General features: G+C 30.0%; 13 protein-coding genes. All 13 read left to right on the forward strand.

Going from position 1 to position 16,042, the window contains the following annotated elements; genetic code table 11:
• Window positions 1–78 precede the first annotated feature (78 nt).
• The 13 genes from pnp to recA all read left to right on the forward strand — a co-directional run bounded on the left by pnp (window position 79) and on the right by recA (window position 15,887).
• Entirely contained in the window at window positions 79–2,190 is a 2,112-nt protein-coding gene (pnp, locus tag IC173_RS01265; RefSeq protein ID WP_227823662.1) for a polyribonucleotide nucleotidyltransferase, read from the forward strand.
• A gap of 157 nt (window positions 2,191–2,347) precedes the next feature.
• On the forward strand, window positions 2,348–2,764 hold the full coding sequence (locus tag IC173_RS01270; protein ID WP_227434330.1) for a MarR family transcriptional regulator: 417 nt from the start codon (window positions 2,348–2,350) through the stop codon (window positions 2,762–2,764).
• A gap of 47 nt (window positions 2,765–2,811) precedes the next feature.
• Window positions 2,812–4,212 carry an MDR family MFS transporter gene (locus IC173_RS01275; RefSeq protein ID WP_227855052.1) on the forward strand — a complete coding sequence of 467 codons (1,401 nt, stop codon included), beginning with the start codon at window positions 2,812–2,814 and terminating at the stop codon, window positions 4,210–4,212.
• A 384-nt stretch (window positions 4,213–4,596) separates the two neighbouring features.
• Complete coding sequence (locus IC173_RS01280; RefSeq protein WP_227855053.1) at window positions 4,597–5,340, forward strand: polysaccharide deacetylase family protein; 744 nt, start codon at window positions 4,597–4,599, stop codon at window positions 5,338–5,340.
• Window positions 5,341–5,496: 156 nt separating this feature from the next.
• Window positions 5,497–6,744, forward strand: a complete 1,248-nt coding sequence (locus IC173_RS01285) for a M16 family metallopeptidase (RefSeq protein ID WP_227855054.1) — start codon at window positions 5,497–5,499, stop codon at window positions 6,742–6,744.
• Between the two features lie 34 nt (window positions 6,745–6,778).
• Window positions 6,779–7,024 (forward strand): YlmC/YmxH family sporulation protein, encoded by a 246-nt coding sequence (locus tag IC173_RS01290; RefSeq protein ID WP_003419503.1) that lies wholly within the window; start codon window positions 6,779–6,781, stop codon window positions 7,022–7,024.
• 9 nt (window positions 7,025–7,033) lie between these two features.
• Window positions 7,034–8,257, forward strand: coding sequence for an aspartate kinase (gene dapG, locus IC173_RS01295; RefSeq protein ID WP_227855055.1), 1,224 nt, complete (start codon window positions 7,034–7,036; stop codon window positions 8,255–8,257).
• A gap of 111 nt (window positions 8,258–8,368) precedes the next feature.
• Window positions 8,369–9,103, forward strand: coding sequence for a ClpP family protease (locus IC173_RS01300; RefSeq protein ID WP_227434232.1), 735 nt, complete (start codon window positions 8,369–8,371; stop codon window positions 9,101–9,103).
• A 122-nt stretch (window positions 9,104–9,225) separates the two neighbouring features.
• Entirely contained in the window at window positions 9,226–11,637 is a 2,412-nt protein-coding gene (locus tag IC173_RS01305; protein ID WP_227482253.1) for an FtsK/SpoIIIE family DNA translocase, read from the forward strand.
• Between the two features lie 2 nt (window positions 11,638–11,639).
• Entirely contained in the window at window positions 11,640–12,698 is a 1,059-nt protein-coding gene (gene mnmH / locus IC173_RS01310) for a tRNA 2-selenouridine(34) synthase MnmH (RefSeq protein ID WP_227434234.1), read from the forward strand.
• Window positions 12,692–14,026 (forward strand): 30S ribosomal protein S12 methylthiotransferase RimO, encoded by a 1,335-nt coding sequence (rimO, locus tag IC173_RS01315; RefSeq protein ID WP_227823664.1) that lies wholly within the window; start codon window positions 12,692–12,694, stop codon window positions 14,024–14,026. The genes mnmH and rimO overlap by 7 nt, the downstream gene beginning before the upstream one ends.
• Entirely contained in the window at window positions 14,013–14,555 is a 543-nt protein-coding gene (gene pgsA / locus IC173_RS01320; RefSeq protein ID WP_227434236.1) for a CDP-diacylglycerol--glycerol-3-phosphate 3-phosphatidyltransferase, read from the forward strand. Before rimO ends, pgsA begins: the two co-directional genes overlap by 14 nt.
• A gap of 285 nt (window positions 14,556–14,840) precedes the next feature.
• Window positions 14,841–15,887, forward strand: a complete 1,047-nt coding sequence (gene recA / locus IC173_RS01325) for a recombinase RecA (protein WP_227434237.1) — start codon at window positions 14,841–14,843, stop codon at window positions 15,885–15,887.
• Window positions 15,888–16,042: the final 155 nt, after the last annotated feature.

Here is a 16,042-nt window from a genome sequence, read left to right on the forward strand (position 1 = left end):
TTGTTAATTTATAGTATTTTTGATAATATAGTAAATAGAGTGATATACGTGTTTTTAATAAGAGGAGGACAAGCATTAATGTTTGAACATAAAATATTTAAAATGGATTTCGCAGGGAGAGAACTTTCTGTAGAAATAGGAAAAATTTGTGAAATGACTAACGGTAGCTGTATAGTTAGATACAGCGACAGTATGGTAATGGTAAATACAACTAAGTCAGCTAAGCCTAGAGACGGAATAGACTTTTTCCCTTTAAGTGTAGATTATGAAGAAAAATTATACTCTGTAGGTAAAATACCTGGAGGTTTTTTAAAGAGAGAAGGTAAGCCTTCAGAAAAAGCGATACTTACATCAAGATTGATAGATAGACCAATAAGACCATTATTTCCAAAAGGATTTAGAAATGATGTTCAGGTAGTTGCAACAGTTTTATCAGTAGATCAAGATTGCACACCAGATATAGTAGCAATGATAGGTTCATCTATAGCACTTTCTATATCAGATATACCATTTAATGGTCCAACAGGTTCAGTATGTGTTGGTCTTGTAGATGGTGCATTTGTTGTAAATCCAAATGCAGAGCAAAGAGAGAAAAGTTCAATGCATCTAGTTGTTTCAGGTACAAAAGAAGCAATAATGATGGTTGAAGCTGGAGCAGATGAAGTTCCAGATGATATAATGCTTGATGCTATTTTATTCGCTCATCAAGAAATAAAAAAAGTGGTTGAATTTATAGATGGTATAGTTGCAGAAGTTGGAAAAGAAAAAATTGTTGTTGAATTATACCATGCAGGAGAAGAAATAACTCAATTGGTTCGTGAATTTGCAACTGCTAAGATGAAGGACGCAGTTCAAACTTTTGAAAAACTAGAAAGAATGGAAAAGATGGATAGAGTTAAAGAAGAAACTCTAGCTCATTTTGAAGAAACTATTGAAAATTTTGAAGAACTTATTGGTGATATAGAGGAAGTATTACAAGATATAATAAAAGAAGAAGTAAGAAAACTTATAGTGCATGAAAATGTAAGACCAGATAATAGAAAATTAGAAGAAATCAGACCTATATGGTGTGAAACTGGTATGATACCTAGAGCTCATGGTTCAGCTATATTTACTAGAGGACAAACTCAAGTACTTAATGTAGCTACTTTAGGTGCTTTAGGAGATGTTCAAAAGTTAGATGGATTAGATGAAGAAGAAAACAAGAGATATATGCATCACTACAATTTCCCATCATATAGTGTTGGAGAAGCTAGACCATCAAGAGGTCCAGGTAGAAGAGAAATAGGGCATGGTGCTTTAGCTGAGAGAGCTTTACTACCAGTGATACCATCTCAAGAAGACTTCCCTTATGCTATTAGATTAGTTTCTGAAGTATTGAGTTCAAATGGTTCTACATCTCAAGCGAGTGTATGTGGCTCAACATTATCTCTGCTTGATGCAGGTGTACCTATAAGAGACATGGTTGCAGGTATAGCAATGGGACTTATAAAGCATGATGGTAAAGTAGCAGTGCTTTCAGATATACAAGGTATGGAAGACCACTTAGGAGACATGGACTTTAAAGTGGCTGGAACAGAGCATGGTATAACTGCGATACAAATGGATATAAAAATAGATGGTATAGATAAAGAAGTTCTACAACGTGCTTTAAAACAAGCTAAGGAAGGTAGAATCCATATACTAGGAGAAATGAGAAAAACTATATCTCAACCAAAACCAGAGCTTTCACCATATGCACCTAAGATTGTTAAAATGCAAATAAATCCTGACAAAATAAAAGATGTAATAGGACCTGGTGGAAAAATAATAACTAAGATAATAGATGAAACTGGAGTTAAGATAGATATTGAACAAACTGGAGAAGTATTCATATCAGGTATTGAAATTGATATGATTAATAGAGCTCAAGAACTTATAAATAATATAGTTATTGAACCAGAAGTAGGAAAAACTTATAAAGGTAAAGTAAGTAGAATAATGAATTTTGGAGCATTTATTGAAATACTTCCAGGAAAAGAAGGATTACTTCATATATCTCATATAGCTCATGAAAGAGTTGCTAAGGTTGAAGATGTATTAAATATAGGAGATGAAGTTGAAGTTAAAGTTACAGAAATAGATGAAAAAGGAAGAGTTAACTTATCCAGAAAAGTTCTTTTACCAAAACCAGAGCATAAAAATAAATAATATATTAAATAATTAAAGGCAAAATCCTAGGGTTTTGCTTTTTTTTATTGCTAATATGATAATGACTATTAAATATCGTGTTAATATTGATTTTATTTACAACATATGGTAAATTACTAATAGTATTAGCAATTAAGGAGGTGATAATGTGGACTATATGAAATTAGCACTTGAACTTGGAAAGGTTAAGACGTTGATGGTAAAAATACCGCATAAAGATAAAATTGCAGATATACAAAGTGGTGAAAAATTTGTATTGGGTTATTTATCTAAAAATAATAAAAAAGTAAATCCAAAAGAAATAAGTAGTACTATGAATGTTAGTACTGCTAGAATGTCTGCTATTCTTAATCAATTAGAATCAAAGGAAATGATTGAACGCTGTGTTGACCCACAAAATGGTAGACAGACACTAGTTCAATTAATGCCTAAGGGAATACAACAGCAGAAAATAAATGAAAAAGAATTTTTAGAGTATACAGTTGAATTTTTAAAAGCACTAGGTCCAGAAGATGCTATTGCTTACATACGTATTCAAAAAAAGATTATAAAGTTTTTTGAAGATAAAAAATAGAGATATTTCTTAAGTGTTGCTAATAAAAACAGAAAGAAGGTAAAGACATGAGTTTAAATAAGCAATCTAGAAATATGATTTTTGCTGTACTATTGATTGGTTCTATAGTTGGCTCATTACTTCAGACATCTCTTACTACTGCATTGCCAGTTATGATGGGGGATTTAAATATATCAGCCACAACAGCTCAATGGCTTACTAGTGCATATACGCTTGCTATGGGAATTATGGTTCCTGCCACTGCATTTTTGATTAGGAGATTTCCAACAAAACCACTTTTCATTAGTGCTATGAGTCTTTTTGCTGTAGGATTGTTGCTTTCTGCTAGTGCATCTTCATTTACACCCCTTTTGTTTGGGCGTATATTGCAAGCAATGGGGAATGGAGTGTTGCTATCCATGACACAAGTAATAATTTTAACAATTTATCCTGCAGAGCAAATGGGTTCTATAATGGGTATATATGGTTTGGCTGCTGGTGCTGCTCCAATATTTGCTCCAACTCTAGCAGGAATTGTCATTGATATTTTTAATTGGCAAGCTATTTTTTGGTTTTCTTTAGTTATAAGTATTATTGATATTATTATAGCATCTAGAGTGTTACAAAATGTAATAGAGACAAAAAAACAATCATTTGATACGTTTTCTATGATTTTATGTGCAGTAGGATTTAGTGGTCTTTTACTTGGGCTTGGGAATATTGGGACAACTGAGTTTTTTAGTATAAATATTGCTTTACCATTATTTGTAGGTATAGTATCAATTATAGTATTTTCTTTACGTCAGATTCACTCAAAAGAGCCATTTCTAGAACTTCGTATTCTTAAAAATAAAAGTTATAGACTTGCTGTAATTATAAGTATGCTTTTATATGTTGTAATGATGGCAGGTTCCACTTTAATTCCAATATATATCCAGACAATAAGAGGATTTTCAGCAACTAAGTGTGGTCTCATTATGATGCCAGGTTCTCTTGTAATGGCACTTATAAGTCCTTTTGCAGGTAGATTTTATGATAGGTTTGGAATACGAAAGCTAGTTGTATGTGGAAGTATATTCTTGGCAATAAGTTGTCTTGGTGTATCTTTTGTAGGAGAAGATACTTCAGTATTGTATATCTCTGCTTTTTATATTATACGTCTGATAGCTATTGGATTAATTATGATGCCTATTGTTACCTGGGGAATGAGTGTGCTTGGTGAAAAAAATATTGCTCACGGAACAGCATTACTTACTTCATTGCGTACAATAGCTGGTGCTATTGGCTCAGCAGTTTTTGTTGCAGTAATGACAACTGCTACAGTAACATCACGAGGTATGACAAATGCTACAGCAAATGTATTTGGAATGGATGTTGCATTTATTTGTATTTCAATTGTTGCAGTAGTTCAGCTTTTAGTGGCTTTCTTTTTTATAGAAAGAAAAAGTTTAAAGAAATCAACAAACTAAAGCTGATTTGTAGATTTTAAAAGCACAATTACATAAACATGTTCTAGTTATTATAATAAATTTTCAAGTATGAAATTAAACTTTTGAATATGAAATTAAAAGCCTATGTTACTTTTGCTAACAGAGGCTTTTTATATAAAATGTATTATGTACTCTTATATTAAAGGTAATGGAAGGAAGTACTATAGGAAATTCTAAAATAATAGGAAAAATAAATAGCTAATTTAAAATTTTTTTAATAATAGAGGTTTAGTTAAGAGATTTTTAAGATAATTTTTTATTGATATACAGAGAAAGGTTTATGTTATATTTAGTGCATAAATAGAGCTTTCCTTTAATAGTATTAAATAAGAAACAATTTGTACATAATTAGGGGGAGTTTTAATGATAATGATGGTACTTAATAAGAGTAAGCTCAAAAAAATTATAATACTAATTTTAGTGATATTATTAGGATTGTCAGGAGGGGTAATGGTATTAAAATTGTTTAACAATAAGCCCGTTTTCAACTTATTTAATGGAGTAGATTTACCATATGAGAGAGGCACAAAAGATAAAAGTGGCTACGTTGCATTAACATGCAACGTAGACCTTGGATGGGAAACAGAGTACATAGAATCTATTTTGGAAACTCTCAAAAAAGAGAATGTAAAAATTACTTTTAATGTAACTGGGAAGTGGGCAGAAAAAAACAAAGATGAACTATTGAAGATAAAGAAACAAGGACATGAAATAGGAAATCATGGATACAAACACTTAGATTATTCAACACTATCATATGAAGATAACTATAAACAAATAGAAACCTCTAAAAAGATAATTGAAGAAATTATAAATGAAAAGACTAAGTTTTTTCAAGCTCCAGCAGGTTCTTTTGGAGCAGAAACAGTGAAGGCAGCTAAAGAATTAGGATATACTTCAATTAAATGGGATGCTGATACTATAGACTGGAAATATAAAGATCAACCAGAAATAATTATAGATAGAATGAAGAAAAAAGATATTAAAGATAGTAGTATAATCTTAATGCATCCAACTGATGCAACGACAAAATGTATTGATGATATTATAGCAATTGTAAGAGAAAAAGGATTAAAACCAGGTAAACTTAGTGATGTATTTAAGTAGACAAAGTATAAAAATTTGATTAAGATTGTATAAGTTGTAGTTGAATTAATTAAAAGACTGACTTATAATGTAATACATATAAAAATAAATAGAATTAGAACATAGTGTTTTCAATAATCCAATGTAAAATAAAGAATAAATTTTTAGGAGAATGTAATGTATAAGACAAAAATACTGGAAAATGGGCTTACAATAATTGGTGAAGAAATACCATATCTAAAGTCAATAACATTAGGTATTTGGATAAATGCAGGGTCTAGAATAGAAGAAGAAGAGGTAAGTGGAACTTCTCATTTTATAGAACATATGATGTTTAAAGGAACCAAAAATAGAACCTCAAAAGAGATTGCTAGCACAATTGACAATTTAGGTGGGCAAATCAATGCATTTACAAGTAAAGAATGTACATGTTATTATGTAAAATTAATAGATGAGCATATAGATACAGGAATAGATGTATTAAGTGATATGATACTAAATTCTAGATTTGATAAAAATGATATAGATAAGGAAAGACTTATAATACTGGAGGAACTTAAGATGTATGAAGATTCTCCAGACGATTTATCTTATGATTTATTAGTCGAAAATATATATGCTAATGATGGTTTAGGGATGAATATAATTGGGACAAAAGATTCTCTATACAATATAACTAAGGAATCTATGTTAGAGTACTTAAACAAATATTATATTCCAAATAATGCAGTCATTTCTATAGTTGGAAACTTTGACTTTGATGATATGGTAGATAAACTTAAATCTAAATTTGGAAACTGGAAAAAGAGAAATTTAAATATAGACGTAACTGAGGCTACGTTTAATCCTTGTTTTATATCAAAAAATAAAGATACTGAACAGGTAAATTTGGCTATGTGTTTAAAAGGTATTCCATTTGAAAATGATGATGAAGTTTATTCAATAGCAGTGGTAAACAATATTTTTGGTGGAAGTATAAGCTCAAGACTTTTTCAGAAGATAAGGGAGGAAAAAGGGTTAGTATATTCAATATATTCATCACAAACACTATACAGAAAATGTGGTGAATTGGGTATATTTGCAAGTATGAGTACAGAAAATTTACAAGATGTTTATAATTTAATAAAAGAAGAAATTGAAAATATAAGAAAAAATTATCTTACAGAAAAAGAAATATTTGAAAGTAAGGAGCAACTAAAAGGTAATTATATATTGGATTTAGAAAGTACTAGCAGTAGAATGATGTCTACTGGTAAATCTATGTTATTGAGTAAAAAAGTAAAAACTACAGATGAAATACTTGAATGTATAAATAATGTTGATATTAATTCAGTAAAAAAAGTTGTTGATAAGGTATTCAATATAGAAAATATTGGTACATGTATAGTGGGAAGAGATGTAGAAGATATTCTGCACTTGGATTAATATCTTAAAAAGTAAATCTCTGGAGGTATAAAATATGAATTTATCTGAAATAGCAGGTAAGGAAATAGTTAACTTAGTCACAGGAGAAAGATTAGGAGTTATTGGAGAGTGTGACCTTATACTAGATGAAACTACAGGCGGGATATTGGCGCTTTTAATTCCAAAAGAAAAAGGCTTTTTTGCCAGAAGAAAAGATAAGTCATTTTTAGAAGTTCCATGGAGAAATGTAAAAAAAATAGGCAATGATATGATAATTATAGAATATGAGGGATATATTTAGGAGGAAAAAATGAGTATTTTAGTGCAAAAGTTTGGTGGGACATCAGTAGAATCATATGAAAAAATGAATGAAGTATGTAAAATAGTAAAAGCATACAGAGATAATGATGAAGAGTTACAATTAGTATTAGTAGTTTCAGCAATGGGTAGAAAGGGCGCTCCATATGCCACAGATACACTTATAAATCTATGTAATTCAGTAAATGACGAACCAAATAAAAGAGAACTTGATTTAATAATGTCTTGTGGTGAAATAATATCAGGGACAGTTCTTGCTAATTTATTAAATGCAAAAGGTATAGAATCTGTTTTCTTTACTGGTCAACAAGCAGGTATAATTACAAGTGATGAGTATTCTAATGCAAAAATAAAATATATAAACCCTAAAAAGGTAAAAAGAGCATTAGATGATGGTAAAGTTGTTGTTATAGCTGGATTTCAAGGTGTAACAGATGATGGTGAAGTAACGACTCTTGGAAGAGGTGGAAGTGATACATCAGCAGTTGCTATTGGTAAATCTTTAGAATGTGAGACAGTTGAAATTTACACTGATGTAGATGGTATAATGACTGCAGACCCTAGAGTAGAACCAAATGCTAAAGTATTGAGTTTTATAGATTATGAAGAAGTATTTCAAATGGCAGATAAAGGAGCTAAGGTAATACATCCAAGAGCAGTACAGTTGGCTAAAAGTGGAAATATAACTCTAGCAATAAAAAATACAATGAATCCAACTTTTGAAGGTACAAAAATAGGTTCTTTATGTAAGCATTTAGAACAAAATATAGAATATGAACAAGAAAAAGACCTTAAAGTTGCTGTTGCAAATAAAGATAGTGTTGCTCAAGTTAAGATTAAATCAGCAGAAGAAGCGTTTACAGAAGTATTAAATGAAATAGAAAAGAAACTTATAAATATAGATATGATAAATTTCTTTATATCAGAAAAAGCCTTTGTTATTGAAGATGCTGATATAAAAGAATTAAAAGAAATACTAGATAAATTTGAATTAGATTATGAAGTAAATAGAGATTGTGCTAAAGTAACATTGATATGTTCAAGAATAGCTGATGAAATGTCTGGTATCATGTCAAAAGTAGTTAGAGGGTTATCAAAAGCAGGAGTATCTCTTTTACAAACATCAGATTCAAATATGACTATATCTTGTTTAGTTAGTGAAGAAGATATGCATACAGCAGTACATGCAATACACCAACAATTTTATGTAAAATAAGAATCGTAATGCAATTACTTTTATTCAAAATTTAATAATTTTGCTTATATCTTAATATATTTGATTTATTTGGTAAAACTAAGTTAAATATATTTTGATAGGAGTTTTTTTATGAAAGATTATAAAGATGATAATGAAACATTTGATAAAGATAATTGTAGAAGAGATTCTAGCTGTGAGGAAAGAGAATGTATAAAACAATTTGGCACTAGTGAGATGCCTCCTCAGCCTCCTAAAGATACCCAATGTATAACTATAATTGGAGAAATTGAAGGTCATTTTATAGGAAATCCTCAGAAAAAAGCTACGAAGTATGAACATATAATTCCAATGCTTTATTCAATTGAAGAAAGTAATGATGTTAAAGGAGTACTAGTTGTTTTAAATACTGTTGGAGGAGATATTGAGGCAGGTCTAGCTATTGCAGAACTTTTAAATAGTACATCCAAAAAAGTAGTTACTCTTGTATTAGGGGGAAGTCATAGTATAGGTGTTCCTCTTGCTACTGCTGGTGATTACTCATTTATAGCTCCAACTGCAACAATGATTATACATCCTGTAAGAACAACTGGACTTGTAATAGGTATAAATGAAACTTTCGAGTATTTTAAAAAGATGCAAGAGAGAATAATTCAATTTATCATAAGAACATCTAATATCGAAAGAGATATACTTGATAAACTTATGCATGAGAAAGATGAGCTTATAAGTGATGTGGGTAGTGTTCTAATAGGAAAAGAAGCTGTAGATTATGGGCTTATAGATGAAGTTGGTGGATTAAAAGATGCTATTAAAAAATTAAAAGAGCTTATAAAAGAGTCAGAGGAAGAAAAAAATAATGATTAAAATTTGTTTAAATAATAAAATTTATGATATAATGATGTAATAAAGTAGGAGTGTTAGTGTTAAGGCATTAGCACTTTTTGCTATGAAGGGGTAAAACTTGCTAAAAATAAGGAGTGATATTAATGGCCACGAAAAAGAAGAAAAAAAAGAAGGTAAATACCTTAAGCTTTAATGCAGAATATCATAATTTGATAACCATATTTATAGGTGTATTTTTATTATATAGTTTAAATTCTAATTCTATGGGATGGATACCTGTGATAATGCAAAATCTCTTTAAAGGATTATTTGGAGGACTTTCCATAGCAATACCATTTATAGTAATTATAACAGGACTTCTAGGATTTTTTGATGGAAATGAATATATATATAGACTGAGAAAGACTAAATTATACTACATAATTATTTTATTTATTTTTGTATTTTATGGATTGTTAAATGCAGGAACTCTTCCTGTAGATAGCCCACTAAAAGGTAATATGTTTGATGATGTTATGAAATTGGGTGTAAGTGGACAAGGTAGTGGTTTAATAGCAACAACCATTGCGTATTATATGAGTAAAATATTTGGTATAGCAGGTGGATGGCTAATAAGTATATTTGCTCTTATACTTTCTATAATGTTTATATTTAATATTTCTATAAAAGACTTGGTATCAAATGCAAAGTCAAAATCTAAAGCATCAAAAGACAGTAATTTAACTTTTAAAGATAAAATTTCAAATATGAAAAAATCTGCAATAGATATGATAACTGATGAAGTAGATGATACTACTGTAAACAAGAAGCCTGGATTTTTTAAAGGGCTAATGTCAAAAGGTCGTGACAATGAAGATGAAGAAGATGAATATTTAGAAGAAGAAAATGGTGATGGTGTAGACGATAAAACTATTAAAATAGTTGGTTTTAACAAGGCAGAAGATGAATATTTAGAAATATTAGAAGGAACTCAAAGTATGCCAGAACTAGATGTTTTAAAAGAGTTACAGAAAGCTACAAATGAAAATTCAGTTGTAGAGACTAAACCAGAAAAAAAAGTTGATATAAGCAAATCTAATTTAGCTGTAGAAAAAACTCAACCAATAAGCATTGTATCAGAGTCAAATAATGAAGACTATTCAAATTATAAAAAACCTGGTGTTGAACTTTTAAATAAAGTAAATAAAAAATCTGATGAAAATGGAAAAAAGAAGGTTTTAAAAAATGCCTCTCTTTTAGAAAAGACACTTTCAGATTTTGGAGTGGAAGCAAAGATTAATCAAGTTACAGTTGGTCCGACTATAACAAGATATGAGATACAACCAAGTCCAGGGGTTAAAGTAAGTAAAATTGTAAACTTAACTGATGATATAGCTTTGAGTTTAGCAGCTAAAAGTATAAGAATTGAAGCACCAATCCCTGGGAAAAGTGCAATTGGAATAGAGGTTCCAAATGAGGAAGCTCAAATGGTTGGAGTAAGAGAAGTTCTAGAAAGTGAAGAGTTTAATAATTTTGATTCACCTCTTGCAATGGGACTTGGAAAAGATGTAGCAGGTAAAATTATAATTGGAGATATAGGTAAGATGCCACATTTACTTATAGCTGGTTCTACAGGTTCAGGAAAGAGTGTCTGTGTAAACACTTTGATAAGTAGTATATTATATAAGGCAAACCCTGATGAAGTAAAATTACTTTTAATAGACCCAAAGGTAGTTGAACTTGCAAATTATAATGGAATACCACATCTTCTGATACCTGTAGTTACAGACCCTAAAAAAGCTGCTAATGCTTTAAACTGGGCAGTGACAGAAATGAATAGAAGATATAAATTATTTGCAGATGCTCAAGTAAAAGATGTAACAAGTTATAATGAAAAATCAGAGGAAAAATTACCTAAAATAGTAATAATAATAGATGAGTTAGCAGATTTAATGATGGCAAGCGCAAATGATGTAGAGGATTATATTTGTAGACTAGCTCAGATGGCCAGAGCTGCTGGAATGCACTTGATTGTAGCTACACAAAGACCATCTGTTGATGTCATAACGGGTGTTATAAAAGCTAATATACCATCTAGAATAGCATTTGCAGTGTCATCTCAAACTGATTCAAGAACAATACTTGATATGGGTGGAGCAGAGAAACTTTTAGGTAAAGGTGATATGCTATTTTACCCACTTGGAGCGGCAAAACCAGTTAGACTTCAAGGTGCATTTATATCAGAAAGTGAGTCAGAAAGAGTAATTGATTTTGTAAAAGACCAAGTTAAGGATGGAATAAAGTATGAGGAAGATATAATTGAAACTATATCTAAAGTTAACACATCAAAATCTAGTGATGAGGATGAATTTTTAAGTGAGGCAATAGAATTTGTTGTAGATAGTGGTCAAGCATCTGCTTCTATGTTGCAAAGAAGATTTAAAATAGGATTTAATAGAGCGGCTAGACTTATTGACTCTATGGAAGAAAGAGGTATAATTGGAGCTAGCGAGGGAAGCAAACCGAGAAAGGTACTAATAAGCAAACAAGATTTGCAGAATTTAGAAGGTGAATAGAATTGTCAGTTATAGAAATAGAAAAAGCACTTAAGCTAGAAAAAGTAGTTTTTGTAGATGTAAGAACAGAAGGGGAATATGAAGAAGACCATATATTAAATGCTTTTAATATGCCTCTTTTTAAAAACAATGAGCATAATGAAGTCGGAACTATTTATAAGATGCAGGGAAAACATGAAGCAATACAAAAAGGATTTGATTATGTATCATATAAGCTAAAGGATATATATTTACAGGCAGCAGAGCTTGCAGCAAATTATGATAATATTGTCATATATTGTGCAAGAGGCGGAATGAGAAGTGGAAGTATAGTAAATGTATTGTCATCATTAGGTGTAAATGTTTATCAACTTGAAGGTGGATATAAGGCTTACAGAAACTTTGTATTGGATTACTTAAGAAATATAATGAATACAAAGAACTTTATATCTGTGCATGGATTAACTGGTTCAGGAAAGACTGATTTATTGCATTTATTGAAGAAAAAAGAAATAGATGTATTAGATTTAGAAGGTATAGCTAAAAATAGTGGTTCAACCTTTGGTTTTATAACATTTGATGAGAAGCCACCATCTCAAAAGAACTTTGAAACTAATTTATTTGAAAGTATATTTTTCTCAAAGAAGGATTATATATTTGTTGAAAGTGAAAGTAAGCGAGTTGGAAGTGTCATAGTTCCTAATGAAATCTTCGATGCAATGATACGAGATGGGTATCATATACTACTGGAATGTGATATTGATAATAGAGTCAATAGGCTTTGTAGAGATTATATTTATGGTAAAGGTGAAGATAATATATTGGTTTTAAAAGAGTGTATAAATAAATTCAGAAAAAGATTGGGTCATAAAGAAGTAGATGGATATATTGATTTATTAGAATCAGGTAAATATGAAGAGCTTGTAAAAAAATATCTTATAGAATATTACGACCCACTTTATATGCATTCAGTGGAAAAATATAAGTACAATAAAATTGTAAATTTTGATGACACACAAAAAGCCCTAGAAGATGTTATAGGCTTATATGAGAGCATATTGGAAGGAGAGAAAAAATGTTAAAGATAGCATTAGAATCATTAGGATGCTCAAAAAATTTGGTGGATGCAGAAATAATGATGGGAATTTTAAATAAAAAGGGTTATAAATTAATAGGAGATTTTGAAGAAGCTGATGTAATTATAGTAAATACTTGTGGGTTTATAGAGTCAGCTAAGCAGGAATCAATTGATACGATAATAGAATTTGCAGAATTAAAACAGACTGGTAATCTAAAGCTATTGATAGTAACAGGATGTCTAGCTCAAAGATACTCTGAGGAATTAAAAACTGAAATTCCAGAAATAGATGCAATAGTTGGTACAGGAAGCTACCAAAATATAGATGACATACTTAAAGATTTGAGTGAGAAACATCAAATTGTAAGTCTTGATGATATAGAGTTTGTATTTAATGAGGACCTACCAAGATATCTATCTACACCTAGCTATATGGCATACTTAAAAATTGGAGAGGGATGTTCCAATAATTGTACTTATTGTATAATACCTAAGCTTAGAGGTAAATATAGAAGTAGAAAATTTGAAGATATAATTAAAGAAGCGAATAAATTGGCTGAATCTGGAGTAAAAGAACTCGTAGTTATAGCTCAAGATACTACAAAGTATGGTTTTGATTTATATGGTAAAGAAAGATTACCAGAACTTTTAGAAGAGCTTGCAAAGATAAATGGGTTTAAATGGATAAGAGTCATGTACTCATATCCAGAATCGATAACAGAAGAACTGATTAAAGTTATAAAAGAACATGATAATATATGTAGCTATTTTGATATGCCAATACAACATGCAAGTAACAGTATTTTAAAGTTAATGAATAGAAAAACTAGTAAAGAGGATATATTAAATAAAATTAAACTTATAAGAAAGAATATACCAGATGCTATACTTAGAACTACGATAATAGTAGGTTTTCCTGGTGAAACAGAAGAAGATTTTAAACAGCTTGTAGATTTTGTCAAAGAAGTTAAATTTGATAGGCTAGGTGCATTTGCATATTCAAGAGAAGAAGATACACCAGCAGATAAATTACCAAATCACATAGATGAAGAAGTAAAAATACAAAGAAGAGATACTTTAATGATGATTCAACAAAAAATATCTGAAGAACTTAATGATAAAAAAATAGGAAAAACATATGAAGTCCTTATAGAAGAGCAAATAGAAAATAATGTATATACAGGAAGAACACAGGGTGATGCAGAAGAAATTGATAGTATAGTATATGTAAAAAGTGTAGATAATCTTGAAGTAGGAGAATTCGTAAGTGTTCAAATAAATGATGCAATGGAATACGATTTAATGGGAGATGTTGTATATGAACTTGCCTAACAAATTAACTTTGTTTAGAATATTTTTAATTCCAGTATTTGTTTTAATAATGTTATTTAATGTACCGAACAAGTTTTTATTAGCTTGTATTATTTTTATAGTAGCTTCAATTACTGATGCACTAGATGGAAAGATAGCTAGAAAGTATAACTTAGTTACTGATTTTGGGAAGTTTATGGACCCATTAGCAGATAAGTTATTAGTAATCTCAGCACTTACATGTATGATAGAAGATGGTCTTGTAAGTAGTTGGATGGTAATTATAATAGTAGCTAGAGAACTTACAGTTAGCATATTGAGGGCTATAGCAGCTGCTGATGGAAAAGTAATAGCAGCTGGTGGCAGTGGAAAGCTTAAAACGATAACTCAAATGATATCAGTAGTAATTTTATTGTTAGGGGCTCAGTTTGAAAATGAATTAATACTAAATATAGGTGGAATTCTTATACTTATAGCAACACTGCTTACTTTATATTCTGGATGGGAATACCTATATAAAAATAAAGAACTTTTCATGTCTTCTAAATAGAATATTATCATTTAATAATCATAAATTGATTAATAAATAAAAAATAGCAACTTAAAATTTTAAAAATGTAAAAAAGGGTATACTATAATAGTATACCTCTTTTCTTTTTTAGGAATATTTTCTTTTGTGTATATAATTATTGATAATGGTTTATAAATAAAATGTAGCAAATAAAAATATAATCATTAGGAGCGTTTTTAAATTGACTAGGTTTGATTTATGTTATATAATTAATATATAACAAGAGAACAAATGTTTGTAGATAAATGAAGGGATGGTATAGAGATGAGTGTAGATCAAGAAAAATTAAAAGCGTTGAATGAAGCTTTAGGTAAAATTGAAAAAGATTTTGGTAAAGGTTCAGTAATGAAATTGGGAGAAGCAACGTCTATGTCTATAGATGTTATATCAACAGGAGCAATCGGTTTAGATATAGCTATTGGTATAGGAGGTCTACCTAGAGGGAGAATAGTTGAAATATATGGTCCTGAATCTTCTGGTAAGACTACTGTTGCACTTAGTTGTGTAGCATCAGCTCAAAAAAATGGAGGAATAGCTGCATTTATAGATGCTGAACATGCGCTTGACCCAGTATATGCAAAAGCATTAGGTGTGGATGTTGATAATCTAATCATATCTCAACCAGATACAGGAGAGCAAGCCTTAGAAATAGCAGAGGCATTAATAAGAAGTGGTGCAATTGATATAATAGTAATAGATTCAGTTGCAGCATTGGTTCCAAAAGCAGAAATAGATGGAGATATGGGTGATTCTCATGTAGGTTTACAAGCTAGACTTATGTCTCAAGCACTTAGAAAATTAACTGGTTCTATTAAAAAATCAAATTGTGTTGCTATATTTATAAACCAATTAAGAGAGAAAGTAGGAATAATGTTTGGAAATCCAGAAACGACTACTGGAGGACGTGCATTAAAGTTCTATTCATCTGTTAGATTGGATGTTAGAAAAATAGACACAATAAAACAAGGTGACAAGGTTATAGGAAGCAGAACAAGAGTTAAGGTTGTTAAAAACAAAGTAGCACCACCATTTAAACAATCTGAATTTGATATAATGTATGGAGAAGGTATATCAAAAATTGGAGATCTTTTAGATATAGCTGCTGACATAGATATAGTTAAAAAATCAGGTTCATGGTATAGTTACAATGACACTAAACTTGGACAAGGAAGAGAAAATGTAAAAAAATTCCTAGAGGATAATATGGATTTAACTAATGAAATAGATGAAAAAGTTAGAACATTTTACAATTTAAATGAGGTTAGTGAAGAAGCAGGTACTTTGGTATCAGAAGAAGTTGTTGAAAAATAAGTGAAAATATAAAAAAATAACTATTAAATAAGGACATACCACGCTCCCTATTAGCTTGACACAATGTTGAAAAAATTATAAAATTAAGTGAGGATAAAATATCTAAATTTAATTTTAATTATTAGGAATATTTTTTAATCATAGTGATGACATTT

Source organism: Clostridioides sp. ES-S-0048-02, assembly GCF_020658495.1.
GTDB lineage: Bacteria > Bacillota > Clostridia > Peptostreptococcales > Peptostreptococcaceae > Clostridioides.